Consider the following 16,923-nt stretch of genomic DNA (forward strand, 5'->3'; position numbering starts at 1 on the left):
CGAAAGGGGGCACGGCGATCGCCGCGCCCCCTTTCGCGTGCCTCAGACCCGGGCCGCGGCCAGGCTCGGCGCGCGAGCCGTCAGAACCCGGCGGCGCAGGTAGAACCACCAGTTGGCCGCCGCGAAGACCCCGTAGGCGGCCAGGAACAGATACAGGGCGGTGGTGATCGTGCCGGTCTCGCTCAGCGAGACGGCGAAGCCGCGCGGGATCAGGAAGCCCCCGAAGGCTCCGATCGACGAGGCGATCCCGATCGCCGCGGCCGACTCGCGCTTCGCGCGGGTCAACGCGGCGGCGGGGTCGGCGCCCTCCGACAGTTCCTTGCGCGCCCGTGTCGTGAAGATCGCCGGGATCATCCGGTAGGTCGAGCCGTTCCCGGCGCCGCTGGCCACGAAGAGGACCAGGAAGGAGCCGAGGAAGAGCCCGAAGGATCCCCGCTCCAGGCCCGCGAGGGCACCGCACACTCCCAGCGCCATCACCGCGAACGACCAGCCGGTCACCCGTGCGCCGCCGAGCCGGTCGGCGAGCCGGCCTCCGAGCGGCCGCGCGAGCGAGCCGACGAGCGCGCCGAGGAAGGCGAAGTAGGAGGCCTTCGAGTCGGGGAACGCCCGGTTGATGACCAGCGGGAACGCCGCCGAGAACCCGATGAACGAGCCGAAGGTGCCGATGTACAGGAATGACATCACCCAGGTGTGCAGGCGCTTGAACGCCCTGCCCTGTGACACGAAGTCGGCCTTGACCACCGTCAGGTTGTCCATCAGGAAGAAGGACAGCACCGCCGAGAGCAGGATCAGCGGCATCCACACCAGTCCCGCGTTGGCCGCCACCGTCCCGGCGCCGACGGTCACCACGACCGGCACCAGCAGCTGCACGACCGCGACGCCGAGGTTGCCGCCGGCGGCGTTGACGCCCAGCGCCGCCCCTTTGCTGCGCTCGGGATAGAAGTAGGAGATGTTGGCCATCGACGACGCGAAGTTCCCACCGCCGAGGCCCGCCGTCGCCGCTGCGGTCAGCAGCAGCCAGTACGGGGTCGACGGGTCCGACACGCACCACGCGAGCAGCCCGGTCGGGATCAGCAGGAGCAGGGCGCTGACCACCGTCCAGTTCCGCCCGCCGAACAGCGCGACGGCGAAGGTGTACGGCAGGCGCATCGCCGCGCCGCACAGGTTCGGCACCGCCACCAGCCAGAACAGCTGGTCCACGGTCAGCTCGAAGCCGGCGGCGGGCAGGTAGAGCACCACCATGCTCCACAGCAGCCATACGGTGAAGCCGAGGTGCTCGACGAAGATCGAGTTCACCAGGTTGCGGGTGGCCACCCGTCGCCCGGTCGAGCGCCAGAAGCCCTCGTCCTCGGGCTCCCAGTGCTCAATGGTCCTGCGCAGGCTCAACGGTCGTCTCCTTCGGTCTGAGGGTTTCGGCGAGGGCCGCGATCCGGCCCGCGCAGTCACCGCAGCCGGTGCCCGCACGGGTCGCGGCGGTCAGGGCGGCGGCGTCGGCGGCTCCCGCGCGCCACGCCTTCACAAGGGACTCCCGGGTGACGCCGTTGCAGCGGCACACCAGCGCCCCCGTCTCGGCGCGTGAACCGGGCAGCGCGCGGCCGAACATCAGCGACAGGCGGTCGGCGGGAGCGGCGCGGCCGCTCGCGTGCACGTCGGCGACGACGGCGGCCGCCTCGGGCAGACCCAGCAGGATCGCGCCGGCCACCCGGTCGCCGTCCATCGCGAGCCGGGCGTAGCGGCCACCGGCAGGGTCCTCGAAACGCAGCACCTCGCCGGTCGGCGCGCACGGGTCGCCGACGGTGGTGAGATCCACCGGGCCCACCCGCAGGCGGGTCGACGCGGGGGGCGGTTCGTAGCGGACGTCGCCGCCGGTGAGGACCTCGGCGAGCACTTCGGCCTGCGCCCACGCCGGTGCGACGAGACCCGCGGGCACCGGCCCGAAGCGCGCGCAGTCGCCGATCGCGTGGATCCGCGGGTCTGCGGTGCGCAGCCGGTCGTCGACGAGGATCCCGGAGTCGGCGGCGAGTCCGGCCCGCTCGGCCAGCGAGGTCTCGGGCCGCACGCCGGCGGCCAGGACGACCAGGCCCGCCGGGACGAAGGTCCCGTCGTCGAGTTTGACGCCGTCGCCGGGGTACACCCGCACGGCTCCGCGACCGAGCACAGTGGACACACCGGCCCGGCGGCACAGCCCGTCGAGGACGGCGCTCCCGGCCTCGTCGAGCGAGCGCTCCATCAGCCGGCCCGAGGGCTGCACGACCGTCACCGGCACGTCGAGCCCGGCCAGGGTCAGCGCCGCCTCCACACCGAGGACCCCGCCGCCGAGGACGGCGACCGGCACGCCGTCGGCGACCCCTTCGGCGACACCGAGGAAGTCGTCGACCGTTCGCAGGACCGAGACACCGGGGACGTTCGGGAGAAGTCCCTCGATCTCCGGGACGACGACCCGGCTGCCGGTCGCCAGAACGAGCACGTCGTAGGGGATCGGCGCACCTCCGGCGAGGCGAGCCACGCGCGCCGTCCGGTCCACCGCCGACACCTCGTCGCCGAGGCGCAGGGTGACACCCGCACGCCGTGCCCACTCGTCGTCGTGCAGGCGCAGGTCCCGCTCGGCGAGCGCGCCCGACAGCAGCCGAGGCAACAGCACCCGGTTGTACGCCGGCCGTGTCTCGGCCCCGGCGACCGTGATCTCCATCCCGGCGTCCCGCTCGGCCAGCAGCTCGGCGAGCCTTGCGCCCGCCATCCCGTAGCCGGCGATCAGCACCCTCATGCCGGCTCCAGCCGCACCGCGCAGGCCTTGAACTCCGGCATCCGGCTGATCGGGTCGAGCGCCGGGTTCGTGAGCAGGTTCGCCCGCCCGGCTCCGGGGAAGTGGAAGGACGCGAAGACCGTGTCCGGGCGGATCCCGGGGGAGTGGCGCACGCGGGCCACCATCGCACCCCGCCGCGACACCACCCGCGCCATCCCGCCGTCGGCGAGCCCGGCCCTCCCGGCGGTCTCCGGATGCACCTCCACCGAGGGCTCGGCGGCCAGTTCGGGAATCCGCCGGGTCTGCGCCCCCGACTGGTACTGCGCGAGAACACGGCCGGTCGTCAGCCACAGTGGATGATCCCGGTCCGGCGACTCGGCTGGGCCCCGGTGGTCGACGGCACGGAACCTCGCCCGTCCGTCGTCGTGTGCGAACCGCTTCCCGAACAGCCGGGGAGTGCCCGGATGCGACTCGTCCGGGCAGGGCCAGTGCAGCGCCTCACCCGCCCGCAGCCGCGCGTACGAGATCCCCGCGTAGTCGGCCGGACCACCGGCCGAGGCACGCCGCAACTCGTCGAAGACCGCCTCGGGCGCGGCCGGGAAACGCTCCGGCGGCTGCCCGAGCCGCACGGCCAGGTCCCCCAGGACGCCGAGCTCGTCCCGGACTCCTTCCGGGGGCTCGGCCGCCTTGCGCCGCAACAGGACCCGCCCTTCGAGGTTCGTCATCGTCCCGTCCTCTTCGGCCCACTGCGGCACGGGCAGAACGACGTCGGCGGCGGCCGCCGTCTCCGACAGGACCAGGTCGGCGACCACGAGCAGATCCAGCGCGGCCATCCGCCGCTCGATCCGGCCCGCGTCGGGTGCCGAGACGAGCGGGTTGCTGCCGAAGACGAGCAGTCCGCGCGGCCCGCCGGGCTGCCCGAGGGCGTCGAGCAGTTCGAAGGCCGAGCGGCCCGGTCCGGGAAGGCTGTCGGGGGCGACACCCCACACACCGGCGACGTGCGCTCGTGCCCCCGCGTCGGTGATGGAGCGGTACCCGGGCAGCTGGTCGGCTTTCTGCCCGTGTTCGCGGCCGCCCTGTCCGTTCCCCTGGCCGGTGAGGCACCCGTAGCCCGAGCCGGGTGTGCCCGGCAGGCCGAGGGCCAGCGCGAGGTTGATCCAGCCGGAGACCTGGTCGACGCCGTCGGCGTGCTGCTCGGTACCGCGGCCGGTGAGGATGTAGGCATTGCGCGCCGACGCCAGCGCCGTCACGGCGGCGACCAGCTCGGCCGCCGGGACGCCCGTCACCGACTCGGTCCGTTCCGGCCACCAGCGGCTCGCCACACGCCAGGCCTCGTCGAAACCGCTCGTGCGGGAGGCGAGGTAGGACTCGTCGGCCATCCCGCCGGTGACCGCGGCGTGCAGCATTCCCAGCGACAGCGCCAGGTCGGTACCCGGCCGCGGCGCCAGGTGCAGTGAGGCGTTCTCGGCGGTCGCCGAGCGGCGCGGGTCGACGACGACGAGCCCGCCTCGCTCGCGGGCCCGCCGCAGGCGCCGCACCAGCGGCGGCATCGTCTCGGCGACGTTGGCGCCGGCGAGCAGGATCGCGTCGGCGCCGGCCAGATCGGCCTCGGGGAACGCCAGACCGCGGTCGATCCCGAAGGCCCGCGTCCCGGCGGCGGCGGCCGAGGACATGCAGAAGCGTCCGTTGTAGTCGATCTGGGAGGTGCCCAGCGCCACCCGGGCGAACTTCCCGAGCAGGTAGGCCTTCTCGTTGGTGAGCCCGCCACCGCCGAACACGGCGACGGCGTCGCGGCCGTGCCGCTCCTGGATCGCGCGGATGCCGGTCGCGACGGTGTCCAGGGCCTCGTCCCAGGTCGCCTCGCGCAGCACGCCCTTCTCGCGGACCAGCGGTGTCCGCAGCCGCTCGGGGTGGTCCAGCAGGGCCGCCGCCGACCAGCCCTTGCGGCAAAGGCGTCCCTCGTTGACCGGGAAGTCGCGCGACACCACGCGTAGCCCTCGCGGCTCGGGGGCCAGGCCCATGCCGCACTGGAGGGCGCAGTACGGGCAGTGGCTCGCCACGGTGGCCGCGGTCTTCACGACCGTGCCGGGAAGGGGTTTCCCGCCAGCGTCACGCTGTGGCCGCGGAACTCGGCGACCACACCGCCGCCGGAGCCGGTGACGGTGACGTCGTAGAGTCCGCCGCGCCCGGCGCGCGCCCGCTCGACGGCTTCGGCGACCAGCACCTCGCCCACCTCGGCGGCGCGCAGGAACGTCACGCTCGCGTGCTGCGCGACCGCGACGGGCCCGTGGGAGTTGCAGGCGTAGGCGAAGGCCGCGTCGGCGAGCAGGAACACGAAACCGCCGTGCCCGATGCCGTGGCCGTTGACCATCGTCTCGGCCACCGTCATGCTCACCCGCGCGCGGCCCGTCTCGACCTCGTCGAGGGTGATGCCGAGGCTTTGGCAGGTCAGGTCCCGGGCGTACATCGCCTCGGCGCGCGAGCGGGGCATTCTTCCTCCTGAGGGGCCGGCCGTGCGCCGAGTCTGGCGGCCGGCCCCTCAGATTCGCTTCAGATCCGGTACGAGTCCGCCGCGTCCAGCCGTGGCAGCGCCATGTAGACCTCGTCGGCTCCCTGCTCACGCCGGGCGAGCGCGACGTCGATCGCCGCGATGTCGTCCGGTGCGCGCAGGCCCAGGCTCAGGCCGATCAGCGTCCGGGCCAGACCGCGGTCCTGCGGCGTCACCCGCTCGGCGTACAGCGACTGCCCCAGGTGGGCGAGGTACTCGTCGGCCAGGCGCCGGCTGAGGCACAGCCGGTCCGGGTCGAAGCGACCGAACCTGCCCTCCTGCCAGCCGACCGCCGCCTGGCACAGGATGAGCGCCTGGGCGAACCGCTCATGCCCGCGGTCGACGGCGCCCGAGCGGACCAGCACCTCGGCGTAGCCGAGGAGCACCACCGCGTAGGACAGCGGCTCCCGGCCCGGATCGAGGTGCCGCAGCGCCGACTCCAGCGACTCGCGCGCCTCCGCGGGACGCGACTGGCGCGCCCGCAGCACGCCGAGCCCGAAGGAGGCCGCGCTCGGCAGCCTCCCGTCACCGGGATCGAGGAGTTCGGCGGCGAGGGTGAGATGCCCGTCGGCGGTGCGGACGCGCGCGGGGTCGCGCAACAGCACCAGACCGAGCCGGGCATGCGCCTCACCGGCCGCACGGCGGTCGCCGAGACCCAGCGCGGCGGCCAGGCCCTGCTCGCACACCTCGGCGGGCAGGTCGGCCCCCGACGCGTGCGCCAGCGCCACCAGGCGCCAGGTGAGCGCCCGGTCCCGCCGCTCGGTGGCCCAGCGGACCACCGCCAGCAGGTTCGGGCTCTCGGCCTCGATGAAGCGGTCGGTGCCCGAGCCGTCCGGCTCGAACGGAGACCACTCCGGCTGCCCGACCACCAGTGGCCAGTCCCGGTCGGGCTCCAGCCTGCGAGCCAGCACGTCGAAGACCGCGAGGTACCAGCGCACCACCCGCTCCTCCACGATCGCGCGGTCGGTGAGCGCCGCCCCGCAGCGGCGCGCGAACCGTCGGATCATGTCGTGCAGCCAGTACCGGTCGGGACCGGTCTCGACCACCAGGTTGGCGCTGATCAGCTCGTCGAGCAGCCGCCGCGCCCGCAGCACCGAGGTGCCGGCCGCGGCGGCGGCCAGCGACAGGCACACCGTCGCGCCGGGAAGGAGGCCGAGCTGTGCGAACAGCCGCCCGGCCGCCGGGTCCAGCGAGTCGTGCGCCTCGGCGAGCGCGGCCCGCACGGTGCGCGGATCGTCGGCCACCGACAGCGCGTCGACGTTGTCCCGCAGTTCCTCGGCGAACGACGACAGCGACTGGCGGCGCCGGGCGGCCAGCGTCGCGCCGGCCTGGCGGATGGTCAGCGGCCAGCCGCCGCAGAGGTCGACGACCTCCGTGGCGTCCTCCCCGCGCAGCCGCTCGGGACCGACGATGGCGCGCAGCAGAGCGTGCGCGGCCTCGCCGCCGAGCGGCTCGATGGTGAGGGTTCGCACCGCGTGATGGGCCGAGAGCGCCGACAGGCTGCCGCGGCTGGTGGCCACGACCAGGCTTCCCGAGGTCGGCGGCACCAGTGGCAGCAGCTGCGCCACCGACCCGGCGTCGTCGGCGACGATCAGCACCCGCCGGCGGTGCGTCAGCGTCCGGTAGAGCGCCGCGCGTTCCTCGGCGCTCACCGGAAGCTGCTCGACGGCCACGCCGAGAGCGACCAGGACCGTGCCGAGCGCCGACCCCGCCGACAGCGGGGCGCCGAGTCCGGCACCGCGCAGTTCGACGAAGATCTGGCCGTCCGGAAAGCGCTCGGCGACCGAGTGAGCCCAGCGCACCACCAGCGCGGTCTTGCCCAGACCGCCGACGCCGGTCACGACCAGCACCCTCGGCTCGTCGGACGGACCGGGCATGGCGGCGTTCAGCGCGGCCAGGTCGCGTTCCCGGCCCGTGAAGTGGCCGACGCTGGCCGGCATCTGCGCCGGCCGGGGTTCCTCCTTTCGTTCCTCGGGAGGCGGTGGCGCCTCCACGACGTGCACGGCGCGCGAGAGCTCGCCGCCGCGCAGGATCATCGCGTGCAGGTCGCGCAGGTCGGCGCAGGGTTCTCCGCCGAGTTCCTCGGCCAGCCGCTCCCGCAGCGCCTGGTAGGCGCGCAGTGCGTCGGCCTGGCGGTTGCTCCGGTAGAGCGCGAGCATCAGCTGCGCCGCGAGCCGTTCCCGCAGGGGGTGGACCGCCACGGCGGTGATCAGCTCACCGACCAGTTCGGTGTGCTTTCCGAGCCCGAGTTCGGCCTCGAAACGCTCCTCCAGCAGACCGACGCGCAGCTCGTTGAGCCGGGCCCGGTCGGTGTCGATCCCCGGTGCGGAGAGCCCGTCGAGGGGCTCACCCCTCCAGAGGGCCAGTGCGCGGTGCAGCAGTTCGGCGGCCGAGACGGGGGCGGTCGCCGAACGGGCCTGGCGGGCGAGGTCCTCGCACCGGTTCAGGTCGCTGCAGCCCGCGGCGAGCGCGAGCGAATACCCGGGGTGCCGGGTGAGGAGCGCTTCGCCGACTTTTCGGCGAAGGGTCGACACCAGACCCTGCACACGGGATCGAGGCTGCGCCGGTGGGCGCTCGCCCCATAGACTGTCGATGATCCGCTCGGTGGAGAGCACCTTCCCCGGTGACAGGGCGAGAAGCGCGAGCAGATTCCTTTCCAGCGGTGCCAGCGGCACGCCGATTCCATCGACTCGGGCCTCCACCGGCCCGAGTAGGACTACCTCCAACAACGCAGCACCTTCGCTATCGTCGAATCGGGACGTACTCCACGGAGCCCACCTCTCGGGCGAGACGCTTTCGGCGTCTCGCGGGAAATCCGCTAATCACCGTCGGCGAAATTGGGGCGTTCGCTGGCGGTGATTTCTCGGCCAATCGGTGGAACCGACTGTGGAGTTTTCGTTTATGAGTTCTAACGTTTCGGGCGGTCAGGGTCGTCGATCAATTCCGTAATCGTGATCTCGGACGAGGTGGCGAAATGAACTCGGCACATCACGGACGGTGAATGTGCCCCGGACAGGGGTGGGAGAAGGGGGTGTCACGGGCTCCGCTTCGGTATCGGATGCCGGTGGCGTGAGGGGTAGGGCGCGCGACGACACGCGCGGTGAACAGGGGAGGGGTGCGGGCGGCGAGTCGGGAGCGAATGAACGCCCGGCCGACTTCGCCCGTGATTTTCTCGCCGGGCGGACCGTTGCGGTTCACGGCGGCCGCCGATGGCCCGCAGGCCGTCCGCGGGCGCTGCGGCCTCTCCGGATCGCTGCTGCGGACATGGCTTCACACTACCGGCCTACATCAACACGGCCGAACAATGTGGACGGATTGGTCCACTTTGACTCGCCGCTTCGCATGCGCTTTTTTCGGTGGCGAAGAGAGGGGGCGAACTAAGGGCTCGTGCGCATTTGCCACGGGCATTCCCGTTTGTTCACCATCACCGTTTGGTCCGGCTTTCCCGCCATTGGGGACGATGTCGGCGCGGTGCAGGCGGGCGAGGCGCACGAGAACGACCGGACCCGAAGAGCGCGACCCGGTGATCATCATGTGGTGGCCGTTGCCGGCCAAGACCGGCAGGGCACCGGGCCGAGTCCCACGCGTCACACCGGCCACACCGGCCACCACCTGGCCTCCTGTCTCGAAAACGCCAGGTTCCGCAGTCGGCGATCCGACGGCGCTTCGCCGTGTTTGTATCGGATCATCGCGGGTAAAGCCCACCAGGGCGGCTGCCGCAGCCGACGCACAAGGGTGGGTGCGATCGGCCCATGGCCGCCAAGGGGGAGCACATGACGTACATCAAGTGGGGGACGGCCGCACCTAGTGCCCGGGTCCTCGTCATCGGAGGCGCGGAGAGTCACTGCGAGCACGACGACACCATTCTCGACCGTTTCATCGAACTCTCCGGTCGCGGCGGGTCGCGCATCGTCGTGATCGCCACCGCCAGCGGGGATCCCGACAAGATCGAGGCCGAGTACCTTGAGGTCTTCGCCCGGCTGGGCGCGGGCCACGTCGAGGCGCTCCGCCTGGAGAACCGCGACCAGGCCAACAGCGAACACGCCGTGGCGCTTCTTCGCGCGGCGACGGGCGTCTTCTTCACCGGCGGCGACCAGTTGCGCATCACCACCGTCCTCGGTGGTTCCCGCGTCGACACGATCCTCCACGAACGCGTCGAGGACGGCCTCGTCCTGGCCGGCACCAGCGCCGGAGCCACCATGATGGCCAGCACGATGATCGTCGAGGGTCAGGGTTCTCGCGTCTCGCCGTGCAGCGTCCGCACCGGACCCGGCCTCGAGTTCGTGCACGGCGTGCTCATCGACATGCACTTCGCCGAACGCGGCCGCCTCAACCGGCTGCTCAGCGCCATCGCGCAGTACCCGCACGAACTCGGCCTCGGCATCGACGAGAACACCGCGATCCTGGTCGAGGGCTCCCGCTTCGAGGTCATCGGCGCCGGATCGGTCACCGTCATCGACGCCGGCCCCGCCTCGACCATCGAGACCCCCGCCGAAGAGCTCGGCTCCATCGCCTTGTGCGGGGCCCGCCTCCACGTACTTCCCCACGGTTACACCTTCGAGCTCAACGGACGCCAGCCGCGTATCACCGACGCTCCCGAACCGGAGGAACAGCCATGAGGATCGAGTCCGCACACCGACTGCGCGGCCCCAACCGCTACCTGCCTCGACCGGTCGTCACCGTCCGCGTCGAACTGGACGAGCTCACCGAGCGCGAGACGACCGACCACCCCGGTTTCACCGAGGCGCTGCTGGCGATGCTGCCCGGACTCGCCGGACACCACTGCGCCGGCGACCGCCCGGGCGGATTCGTCAAGCGCCTCCACGGCGGCACCTACTTCGGGCACGTCGCCGAGCACATCGCGCTCGAACTCTCCGCGATGATCGGCCGTGACGTCACCTTCGGACGGACCACGCTGGCCGGCCCCGCGGGCTGCTACGACGTGGTCATGGAGTGCCCGCGCGACGAACCGCCCTCCTCGGTCGTCCCGCGCGCGCTCATCGAGCTGGCCGCCGGCATCGTCGACACGCTGATCGCCGGCGGCGAACCCGAGTGGCAGACCGAGCTCGCCTCGATCCGCGCGGTCCACGAGAGCGAGCGCCCCGGTCCCAGCACCGAGGCGATCGCCGCCGCCGCGCGCCGTCGCGAGATCCCGGTCGAACGCGTCGGACGCCTCGGTCTGCTGCGCCTGGGCTACGGCCGGCACCGCCGCCTGGTCTGGGCCGCGATGACCGACCGGACGCCGGCCGTGGGCACCGACATCGTCGGCGACAAGCAGCTGACGCGGGAGTTCCTGGCCGCCGCGGGCATCCCGGTCCCGACCGGGCAGGTCGCCCACAGCGTCCAGGACGCGATGGGGCTGCTCGCCGAACTCGGCGCTCCGCTGGTCGTCAAGCCGCGCAAGGGGAGGCAGGGAAACCACGTCTACCTGGACCTGTGCACCCCGCGCGAGATCACCACCGCCTTCGCCGAGGCCTCGCGCGACGGCGACGTGCTCGTCGAGCGGCAGTTCGAGGGCCGCGACTACCGGGTCCTCATGGTGGCCGGTGAGGTCGTCGCCGCCGCCGAGCGCCGCCCGGCGCACGTGGTCGGCGACGGTGTCCACGACATCGCCGCGCTCGTCGAACTCGTCAACGCCGACCCCAGGCGCGGCGAGCACCACGACCGCGCGCTCACCCGGCTCAGGCTCGACGCGGGCGCCCTGCGCCTGCTCGCGGAGCAGGGCCGCTCGCCCGCGTCCGTGCCAGCGGTGGGAGAGACGGTGTGGCTGTGCGCCAACGCCAACCTCTCCACGGGCGGCACCAGCCGCGACGTCACCGACGAGGTGCACCCCGACGTCGCCGAACTCTGCCGCCGGACGGTCGCGGCCGTCGGCATGGACGTCGCGGGCATCGACCTGCGGCTCCCCGACATCGCCGAACCGCTCGAACCGACCTCGGCGGACAAGCCGGCCACCGCCGGAGTCATCGAGGTCAACGCCGCGCCGGGCCTGCGGATGCACCTGTCGCCCTCGGCGGGCAGGGCCCGGCGGGTCGGGACGGCGATCGTCGACGCCATGTACCCGCCCGGGACACCGACGCGCATCCCGATCGTCTCGGTGACCGGCACGAACGGCAAGACGACCACGACCCGGCTCATCGCCCACCTCCTCGGCGATGACGGGCGGCGTGTCGGGGTGACCACCTCGGACGGCGTGTACATCGACGGCCGGCTCGTGCACCGTGCCGACGCGACCGGCCCGGCATCGGCCGACATGATCCTCGGCGACCCGACCGTCGACATCGCGGTCCTGGAGACCGCCCGGGGCGGGATCGTCCGCCGCGGCCTCGGCTACGAGTGGTCCGACGTCGGTGTCATCACCAACATCGAGGCCGACCACCTCGGACAGGACGGGATCTCCACCATCGAGGACCTCGTCGACGTCAAGAGCCTGGTCGCCGAACGGATCCGCGACGGCGGCGCGCTCGTCCTCAACGCCGACGACGCCGACACCGTCGAGATCGCCCGCCGCAGGCCGGTCCGGGCGGCGTACAAGGACCAGATCTGGTTCGGCACCGACTCCGACAACCCCGTCATCACCGACCACCTGCGCGCCGGCGGCCGCGCCTTCCTCGCCGAAGGCGACCGCCTGGTCGAGGCGACCGGTCCGCGTCGCGAGGTGCTGATGCATCTCGCCGACATCCCCGGTTCCTTCGACGGGAAGGCACCGCACGCGGTCGCCAACGCGCTCGCGGCCGTAGCCGCCGCGCGCGCCCTCGGCGTGCCGGCCGAGGTGGTCGCCGCGAAGCTGCGCTCCTTCGACCCGTGGACGGGAAACCCGGGCCGCAGCATGCTGTGGAACCTCGACGGCGTGGACCTGCTCGTCGACTACGCGCACAACGCGCCCGGCCTGGCCGCCATGGCCGACACCGTCGCCGGGATCTGGGACGGTGCCGTCGCCGCGGTCACATTCCCCGGGGACCGTCGCGACGACCTGCTGGAAGCCTCCGCGCGGGCCGTGGCCGAGGGCTTCGACCGCGTCGTCGTCTACGAGGACGTCGACAAGCGCGGGCGCGGCGCCGGTGAGACTGCCGCGCTGATCCGCGACACCGTGGCCGCGCACCGCCCTGCGGTGGACTGCCGGGTGGAGCCGGGGATGGAGGAGGCGCTGCCCGCCGCCATGGCACTGGCCCAGCCGGGCGAGGTCGTGCTGCTGACCTACGAGAAGCTCGCGCCGGCCGTGGCGCTGCTGGAGTCGCTGGGCGCCACTCCGGTGACCGCGCCCAGGCTGTTCACGTTCACTCCGGCGGTCACGGAGGCCATCGGGCGCGGGTAGGGGACCGGTTCGCGGGCTCCCGGGCGGCGGAAGTGGGTCGCCGCCCGGGTTCGCTCCGCGGTGGCACCGGCTTCGGCCCGGGTTCGGCCGGCGCCGGTAGACTCGCGGCCGCCCCGCCCGTCTCCCCGCCGAGGCCGCCCATGAACCAGCGACTGCTCACCTTTCTGCGCCCGGCCCTCGGTCTGCTCGCCGTGCTCGCCGCACAGTGGACGCTCCGGCTCGGCGCGCGCGAGGCCGCGCTGGTCGAGTGGGACTGCGGCGGCGGAAGGTGCGGGACCAACGACTTCGCGGGAGCCGCCCCCGTGCTCGGCGTCCTCGCCCTGGTGGCCGGCGCGTACCTGTTGCTGCCGAAGAGCCGCCGTGCCCTCGCCGCGCCACTCGTCGTGATCGGCACCGCCGTGTGCGTCGTCATCGGCCTCGAAGAGGGGATCGCCGAGGGCAACATCGAGCGCGACGGCGACTCGTACTTCTTCATGTTCGGCGGCCTCGACAGCCGCAACCTGGAGATCGCGATGGCGGTGCTCGCCGTCGCGGCGGTCGCCGTCTGGGCCTTCCTGGCGTTTCGAGGGGCGCCGAGGCCGTCCGTGCCGCGAACCGAGACCGCCGCCGAGTCCGCTCCCGCCATGCCCGAGCCGGACCGTGAGGACGAGCGGACGGCGCGGGTCATCGCTCAGCTGACGCGGCTGCGCGAGTCGGGGGAGATCGACGGGCCGACCTACGACCTGGCCGTCGCCAAGCTCATGCGCTAGACCCCAGCATCCCGGCGACGATCCGCGACAGCAGGGCGGGGAAGCGGTCGGCGTCGGCCGGCCCGGCGGTCGCGGCGAAGGCGGCCGCGAGCATCGGATGGGAGCCGTCGGCGGCGACGCGGGCCAGGTAGGCGGCCTGCCGCCGGACGTAGTCGCTGTCGGCGTGCGCTTCGTGATGGGCGTACATCGCCACGGCGGCGTTGAGCATCGCGAAGGCCTCGAGTTTGGCGGTGGCGGCGAGCGGGTGTCCGTCGAGGACGCTGAGGAACCGCTCGAGCAGGTCCGCGCCCGCCGGGCCGAGGCTCGCCCGCGTCATCACCAGCTCCGGCAGCCACGGGTGGCGGCGCATGATGGCCAGCCCCTGCACTCCCAGCGCGGTGAGGTCGGCCACGGGGTCGCCGCTCGGCGGTTCGAAGACGTACTCGGCGGCGGTGGCGTCGGCCATCAGGTCGAGTATGTCGTCGCGGTTGGCGACGTAGCGGTAGAGGGAGGCCGCGCCGGTCCCGAGCTCGGCGGCGACGCGGCGCATGGACACCGCCTCCAGGCCGTCGCGGTCGGCGAGGGCGATGGCGGCCGCGGTGATCTCGGCGCGGCTGCGCTCGGCGGGTCTCCCCACGGCCGAGTGCTCGGGCCGCACCCAGATGACCTCGTCGGACATGTCTTCCCCTCTCGGCGTTTGCGAACACCGTACCCGATCGGCTAGCCTAATTTGCGAACGTCGTTCGCGAAAGGATTGATCCATGGCCACCCGCCACACCGAGAACGGTCCGATGACCATCGCCTACGAAGACCACGGAGGCCGAGGCGGCGACCCCCTGCTGCTCATCATGGGCCTGGCCGTCACCCGCTTCTGGTGGCCGCCGGGCCTCATCGGCATGCTCATCGCCCACGGCTTCCACGTCGCCACCTACGATCACCGCGACTCCGGCGAATCCAGCCGCTGGCCGGAGGAGAAGCACGGCAACCCCATCACCTCCCTGTTCCGCAAGCGCCCCGCCGCCTACACCGCCGAGGACCTCGCCGACGACGGCGCCGCGGTCCTCGACGCGCTCGGCTGGGACAGCGCGCACCTCTTCGGCCACTCCATGGGGGGACTCGTCGCCCAGCACATCGCGCTGCGCCACCCCGAACGCGTCCGGACCCTCACCACCTCCGCCGCGGTGCCCAGCGGCGCCCGGTCCCGCGACCTGATCCGCTACATCCGGCCCGGCGTCCTGGTCTCCATGGCGTCGCGGCGCGTCCCCGACGGGCCCGAGGGTGCGGTCACCGCCGCCGTGGAGATCGCCCGCAGGCTCGCCTCGCCCGGCCACGCCTTCGATGAGGAGGGCGCGCGCAACTCCGCCGAACGCGACCGCGTCAGCGGATTCCGCGACCGGCACGCGCAGGCCCGCCAGACCGGCGCCCGCTGGAGCGGGCCCGCGCTGAGCGAGCTGCGCGCGCCCCTGCTCGCCTTCCACGGCGAGGCCGATCCGCTGCTGCGCCTCGGCGCGGCCCGCGACCTCGCCGCCGCCGCGCCCGACGCCCAGCTGATCCTCCTGCCGGGCGTCGGACACGACCTGCCTAAGGCGCTGTGGCCTCGCTACGCGTCCGCCGTTCGCGGGCACGCCGATCGAAGGGCGTCACCGCCACGACGGCCAATGCCGTCGCCACCAGCCCGGCGCTGACCCACAGCGGCGAACGGAAACCGAGGCCCGCGCCGATCGTCAGGCCGCCGAGCCACGGACCCAGCGCGCCGCCGACGTTGAACGCCGCCGTCGCGAATCCTCCCGCGAGGGTCGGCGCCGATCCCGCCGCGTACATCGCGCGCGCGATCAGCGTCGACCCCACCGCGAACGACAACGTCGCCTGCACCGGAACCAGGACCACGGCCGCCACACCGCTCCCGGCCGACACCGCGAACAGCGCCCAGCCCGCGAGCAGGGCGAGCCCGCCGACCACGACGAGCCGCACCGGCCGGGTATCGGCGAAGCGCCCGCCCAGCGTCACACCGAGGAAGGAACCGACGCCGAACAGCGCCAGCATCGCCGGCACCCACGCCTCCCTGATCCCCGCGACCGAGGTCAGCAGCGGAGCCAGATACGTGAACGCGCAGAACGTCGCGCCGTTGACCAGCGCGCCCAGCAGCAGGGTGACCAGCAGACCGGGGTCCCGCAGCGCCCGCAGCTCCCGGCGGGCGTTCGTGCTCGCCGACGGCGCAGGGCCGGACGGAACCGAGCGGAAGACGGCGACGACGGCCGGCACCGACACCGCCGCGACCGCCCAGAAGGCCGAACGCCAGCCCCAGTGCTGGCCGAGCAGCGCGCCCGCGGGAACGCCCGCGACGCACGCGATGGTGACCCCGCCCAGCAGCGCGGAGGTCGCCTTTCCCCTGGCGCCGGCGGGGACGAGCGCGCTCGCGGTGGCCAGCGCCACGGCCAGGAAGCCGGCGTTGGCCAGCGCGCCGACCACCCGCGTGGTCAGGAGCACCGCGTAGCTGGTGGTGAGCGCGCCGAGGACGTGCACGAGCAGGAAGGTGACGAGGAAGACGAGCAGCGCCCTGCGCCGAGACCAGCGCAGGCTGAGGATCGCCATGAGCGGCGCCCCGGCGATCATTCCGGCGGCGAAGGCCGAGGTGAGGTTTCCGGCCGCCGGGACGGACACCGACATGTCGGCGGCGATGTCGGGCACCAGGCCCGCGAGCATGAACTCCGAAGTGCCCTGCGCGAAGACCGCGAGGGCTAGCATGTAGACGGCGATGGGCATGAGAAGACTCCGTGACCGCGAGGTGGACGCGGCGGCTGGCGGGTGCCGGCGGCCGGTGACCGTGCGCGATCCGGTGGCGGAGCCGAAGAGTGCCCGAATACCCGGCTGGAGACGTGAGGTCTCAGCGCGAGGTCGACGACGGGCGGCCACCGGAACGCGGTGGCCTGCGTCTGGACGCCTCGGGACTGGACATGGCGGCGACGCTAGCTTGCGGGGTCGGTGCGGCGCAAGGATTTAACGGCCGTCTTCGGCGAGTTCGCGTTCCATCGCGACGCCCGCCAGGGTCGTCCCGTCGGGGAGCGGGAGGTCTTCGCGGCCGACCTCGCGGAACCCGAAGGCCTGGTAGAGGGGCACTCCAGGAAGGGTGGCCATCAGCACCAGCGAGCGGTAGCCGTCGGCGGCGGCGTCCTGCGCGCAGGAGGTGAGGATCGCGCGGCCGAGGCCGCGCCGGGCGAAGTCCCCGCGGACGAACATCGCGCGCACCCGTGCCGGCTCGGTCGCGGGGTCGAGGAGGCGCGCGTCACCGGACTGGTCACCGGACCCGGTGTAGAGCTTGTCGCGCTTGCTCCAGCCGCCGCAGGCGACGATCTCGCCCTCGGCCTCGTGGACGTAGTAGGTCCCGTCGTCGATGAGCATGGTGTCGGGGACGGTGAGGAACCTCGCGGCGGCCGCGGTGTCGCGCTCGTCGTGGAAGAGCGGGAACAGTTCCTCGACGGAGCGGCGCATCAGCGCCGCGATCTTCGGCACGTCCGCGGGGACGGCCTTGCGCTGGGGAGGTCGCGTGCTCACGCCGGTGATCTTTCCATCGGCGGCGGCCGATGTGAAG

The 16,923-nt window shown here is 73.1% G+C and carries 12 protein-coding genes; 4 read left to right on the forward strand and 8 right to left on the reverse strand.

Annotation, left to right across the window (positions count from 1 at the left end; genetic code table 11):
• Positions 1–42: 42 nt before the first annotated feature.
• Genes AB0I28_RS01960 through AB0I28_RS01980 form a run of 5 tightly spaced genes read right to left on the reverse strand, consistent with a single transcriptional unit; the run spans position 43 to position 7,966 of the window.
• The gene (locus AB0I28_RS01960; protein WP_357488797.1) at positions 43–1,386 is read right to left on the reverse strand and encodes an MFS transporter; all 1,344 of its coding nucleotides are present in this window, start codon (positions 1,384–1,386) and stop codon (positions 43–45) included.
• Complete coding sequence (locus tag AB0I28_RS01965; protein WP_357488798.1) at positions 1,364–2,764, reverse strand: FAD-dependent oxidoreductase; 1,401 nt, start codon at positions 2,762–2,764, stop codon at positions 1,364–1,366. The genes AB0I28_RS01960 and AB0I28_RS01965 overlap by 23 nt, the downstream gene beginning before the upstream one ends.
• Positions 2,761–4,821 carry a molybdopterin oxidoreductase family protein gene (locus AB0I28_RS01970; protein WP_357488799.1) on the reverse strand — a complete coding sequence of 687 codons (2,061 nt, stop codon included), beginning with the start codon at positions 4,819–4,821 and terminating at the stop codon, positions 2,761–2,763. Before AB0I28_RS01970 ends, AB0I28_RS01965 begins: the two co-directional genes overlap by 4 nt.
• A complete protein-coding gene (gene paaI, locus AB0I28_RS01975) occupies positions 4,818–5,234 on the reverse strand; it encodes a hydroxyphenylacetyl-CoA thioesterase PaaI (protein ID WP_357488800.1) in 417 nt (138 codons plus the stop codon). The genes AB0I28_RS01970 and paaI overlap by 4 nt, the downstream gene beginning before the upstream one ends.
• A gap of 59 nt (positions 5,235–5,293) precedes the next feature.
• A complete protein-coding gene (locus AB0I28_RS01980; protein WP_357488801.1) occupies positions 5,294–7,966 on the reverse strand; it encodes a BTAD domain-containing putative transcriptional regulator in 2,673 nt (890 codons plus the stop codon).
• 1,098 nt (positions 7,967–9,064) lie between these two features.
• Between AB0I28_RS01980 and AB0I28_RS01985 the strand changes: the two genes are divergently transcribed.
• The 3 genes from AB0I28_RS01985 to AB0I28_RS01995 all read left to right on the forward strand — a co-directional run bounded on the left by AB0I28_RS01985 (position 9,065) and on the right by AB0I28_RS01995 (position 13,355).
• Entirely contained in the window at positions 9,065–9,910 is an 846-nt protein-coding gene (locus tag AB0I28_RS01985) for a cyanophycinase (protein ID WP_357488802.1), read from the forward strand.
• Complete coding sequence (gene cphA, locus AB0I28_RS01990) at positions 9,907–12,606, forward strand: cyanophycin synthetase (RefSeq protein ID WP_357488803.1); 2,700 nt, start codon at positions 9,907–9,909, stop codon at positions 12,604–12,606. The genes AB0I28_RS01985 and cphA overlap by 4 nt, the downstream gene beginning before the upstream one ends.
• A 140-nt stretch (positions 12,607–12,746) precedes the next feature.
• Positions 12,747–13,355 carry a hypothetical protein gene (locus AB0I28_RS01995; protein WP_357488804.1) on the forward strand — a complete coding sequence of 203 codons (609 nt, stop codon included), beginning with the start codon at positions 12,747–12,749 and terminating at the stop codon, positions 13,353–13,355.
• Here the strand turns inward: AB0I28_RS01995 and AB0I28_RS02000 are convergent.
• The gene (locus AB0I28_RS02000) at positions 13,345–14,013 is read right to left on the reverse strand and encodes a TetR/AcrR family transcriptional regulator (protein ID WP_357488805.1); all 669 of its coding nucleotides are present in this window, start codon (positions 14,011–14,013) and stop codon (positions 13,345–13,347) included. The two genes, AB0I28_RS01995 and AB0I28_RS02000, sit on opposite strands and share 11 nt — an antisense overlap.
• A gap of 82 nt (positions 14,014–14,095) precedes the next feature.
• Between AB0I28_RS02000 and AB0I28_RS02005 the strand changes: the two genes are divergently transcribed.
• The gene (locus tag AB0I28_RS02005) at positions 14,096–15,019 is read left to right on the forward strand and encodes an alpha/beta fold hydrolase (protein ID WP_357488806.1); all 924 of its coding nucleotides are present in this window, start codon (positions 14,096–14,098) and stop codon (positions 15,017–15,019) included.
• On the opposite strand, the gene AB0I28_RS02010 is transcribed toward AB0I28_RS02005, so the two are convergent.
• Both AB0I28_RS02010 and AB0I28_RS02015 read right to left on the reverse strand, forming a co-directional pair.
• Entirely contained in the window at positions 14,916–16,097 is a 1,182-nt protein-coding gene (locus AB0I28_RS02010; protein ID WP_357488807.1) for a Cmx/CmrA family chloramphenicol efflux MFS transporter, read from the reverse strand. The two genes, AB0I28_RS02005 and AB0I28_RS02010, sit on opposite strands and share 104 nt — an antisense overlap.
• Before the next feature lie 234 nt (positions 16,098–16,331).
• The gene (locus AB0I28_RS02015) at positions 16,332–16,886 is read right to left on the reverse strand and encodes a GNAT family N-acetyltransferase (RefSeq protein ID WP_357488808.1); all 555 of its coding nucleotides are present in this window, start codon (positions 16,884–16,886) and stop codon (positions 16,332–16,334) included.
• Positions 16,887–16,923: the final 37 nt, after the last annotated feature.

Origin of the sequence: Phytomonospora sp. NPDC050363, assembly GCF_040655735.1 — a bacterium.
Lineage (GTDB): Bacteria > Actinomycetota > Actinomycetes > Mycobacteriales > Micromonosporaceae > Phytomonospora.

Bases quoted from the DNA above. Each gene is read 5' to 3' on its own strand.
- AB0I28_RS01965 (WP_357488798.1), bottom strand. From the start codon at position 2,764: ATGAGGGTGCTGATCGCCGGCTACGGGATGGCGGGCGCAAGGCTCGCC.
- paaI (WP_357488800.1), bottom strand. From the start codon at position 5,234: ATGCCCCGCTCGCGCGCCGAGGCGATGTACGCCCGGGACCTGACCTGC.
- AB0I28_RS01985 (WP_357488802.1), top strand. From the start codon at position 9,065: ATGACGTACATCAAGTGGGGGACGGCCGCACCTAGTGCCCGGGTCCTC.
- cphA (WP_357488803.1), top strand. From the start codon at position 9,907: ATGAGGATCGAGTCCGCACACCGACTGCGCGGCCCCAACCGCTACCTG.
- AB0I28_RS01995 (WP_357488804.1), top strand. From the start codon at position 12,747: ATGAACCAGCGACTGCTCACCTTTCTGCGCCCGGCCCTCGGTCTGCTC.
- AB0I28_RS02000 (WP_357488805.1), bottom strand. From the start codon at position 14,013: ATGTCCGACGAGGTCATCTGGGTGCGGCCCGAGCACTCGGCCGTGGGG.
- AB0I28_RS02005 (WP_357488806.1), top strand. From the start codon at position 14,096: ATGGCCACCCGCCACACCGAGAACGGTCCGATGACCATCGCCTACGAA.
- AB0I28_RS02010 (WP_357488807.1), bottom strand. From the start codon at position 16,097: ATGCCCATCGCCGTCTACATGCTAGCCCTCGCGGTCTTCGCGCAGGGC.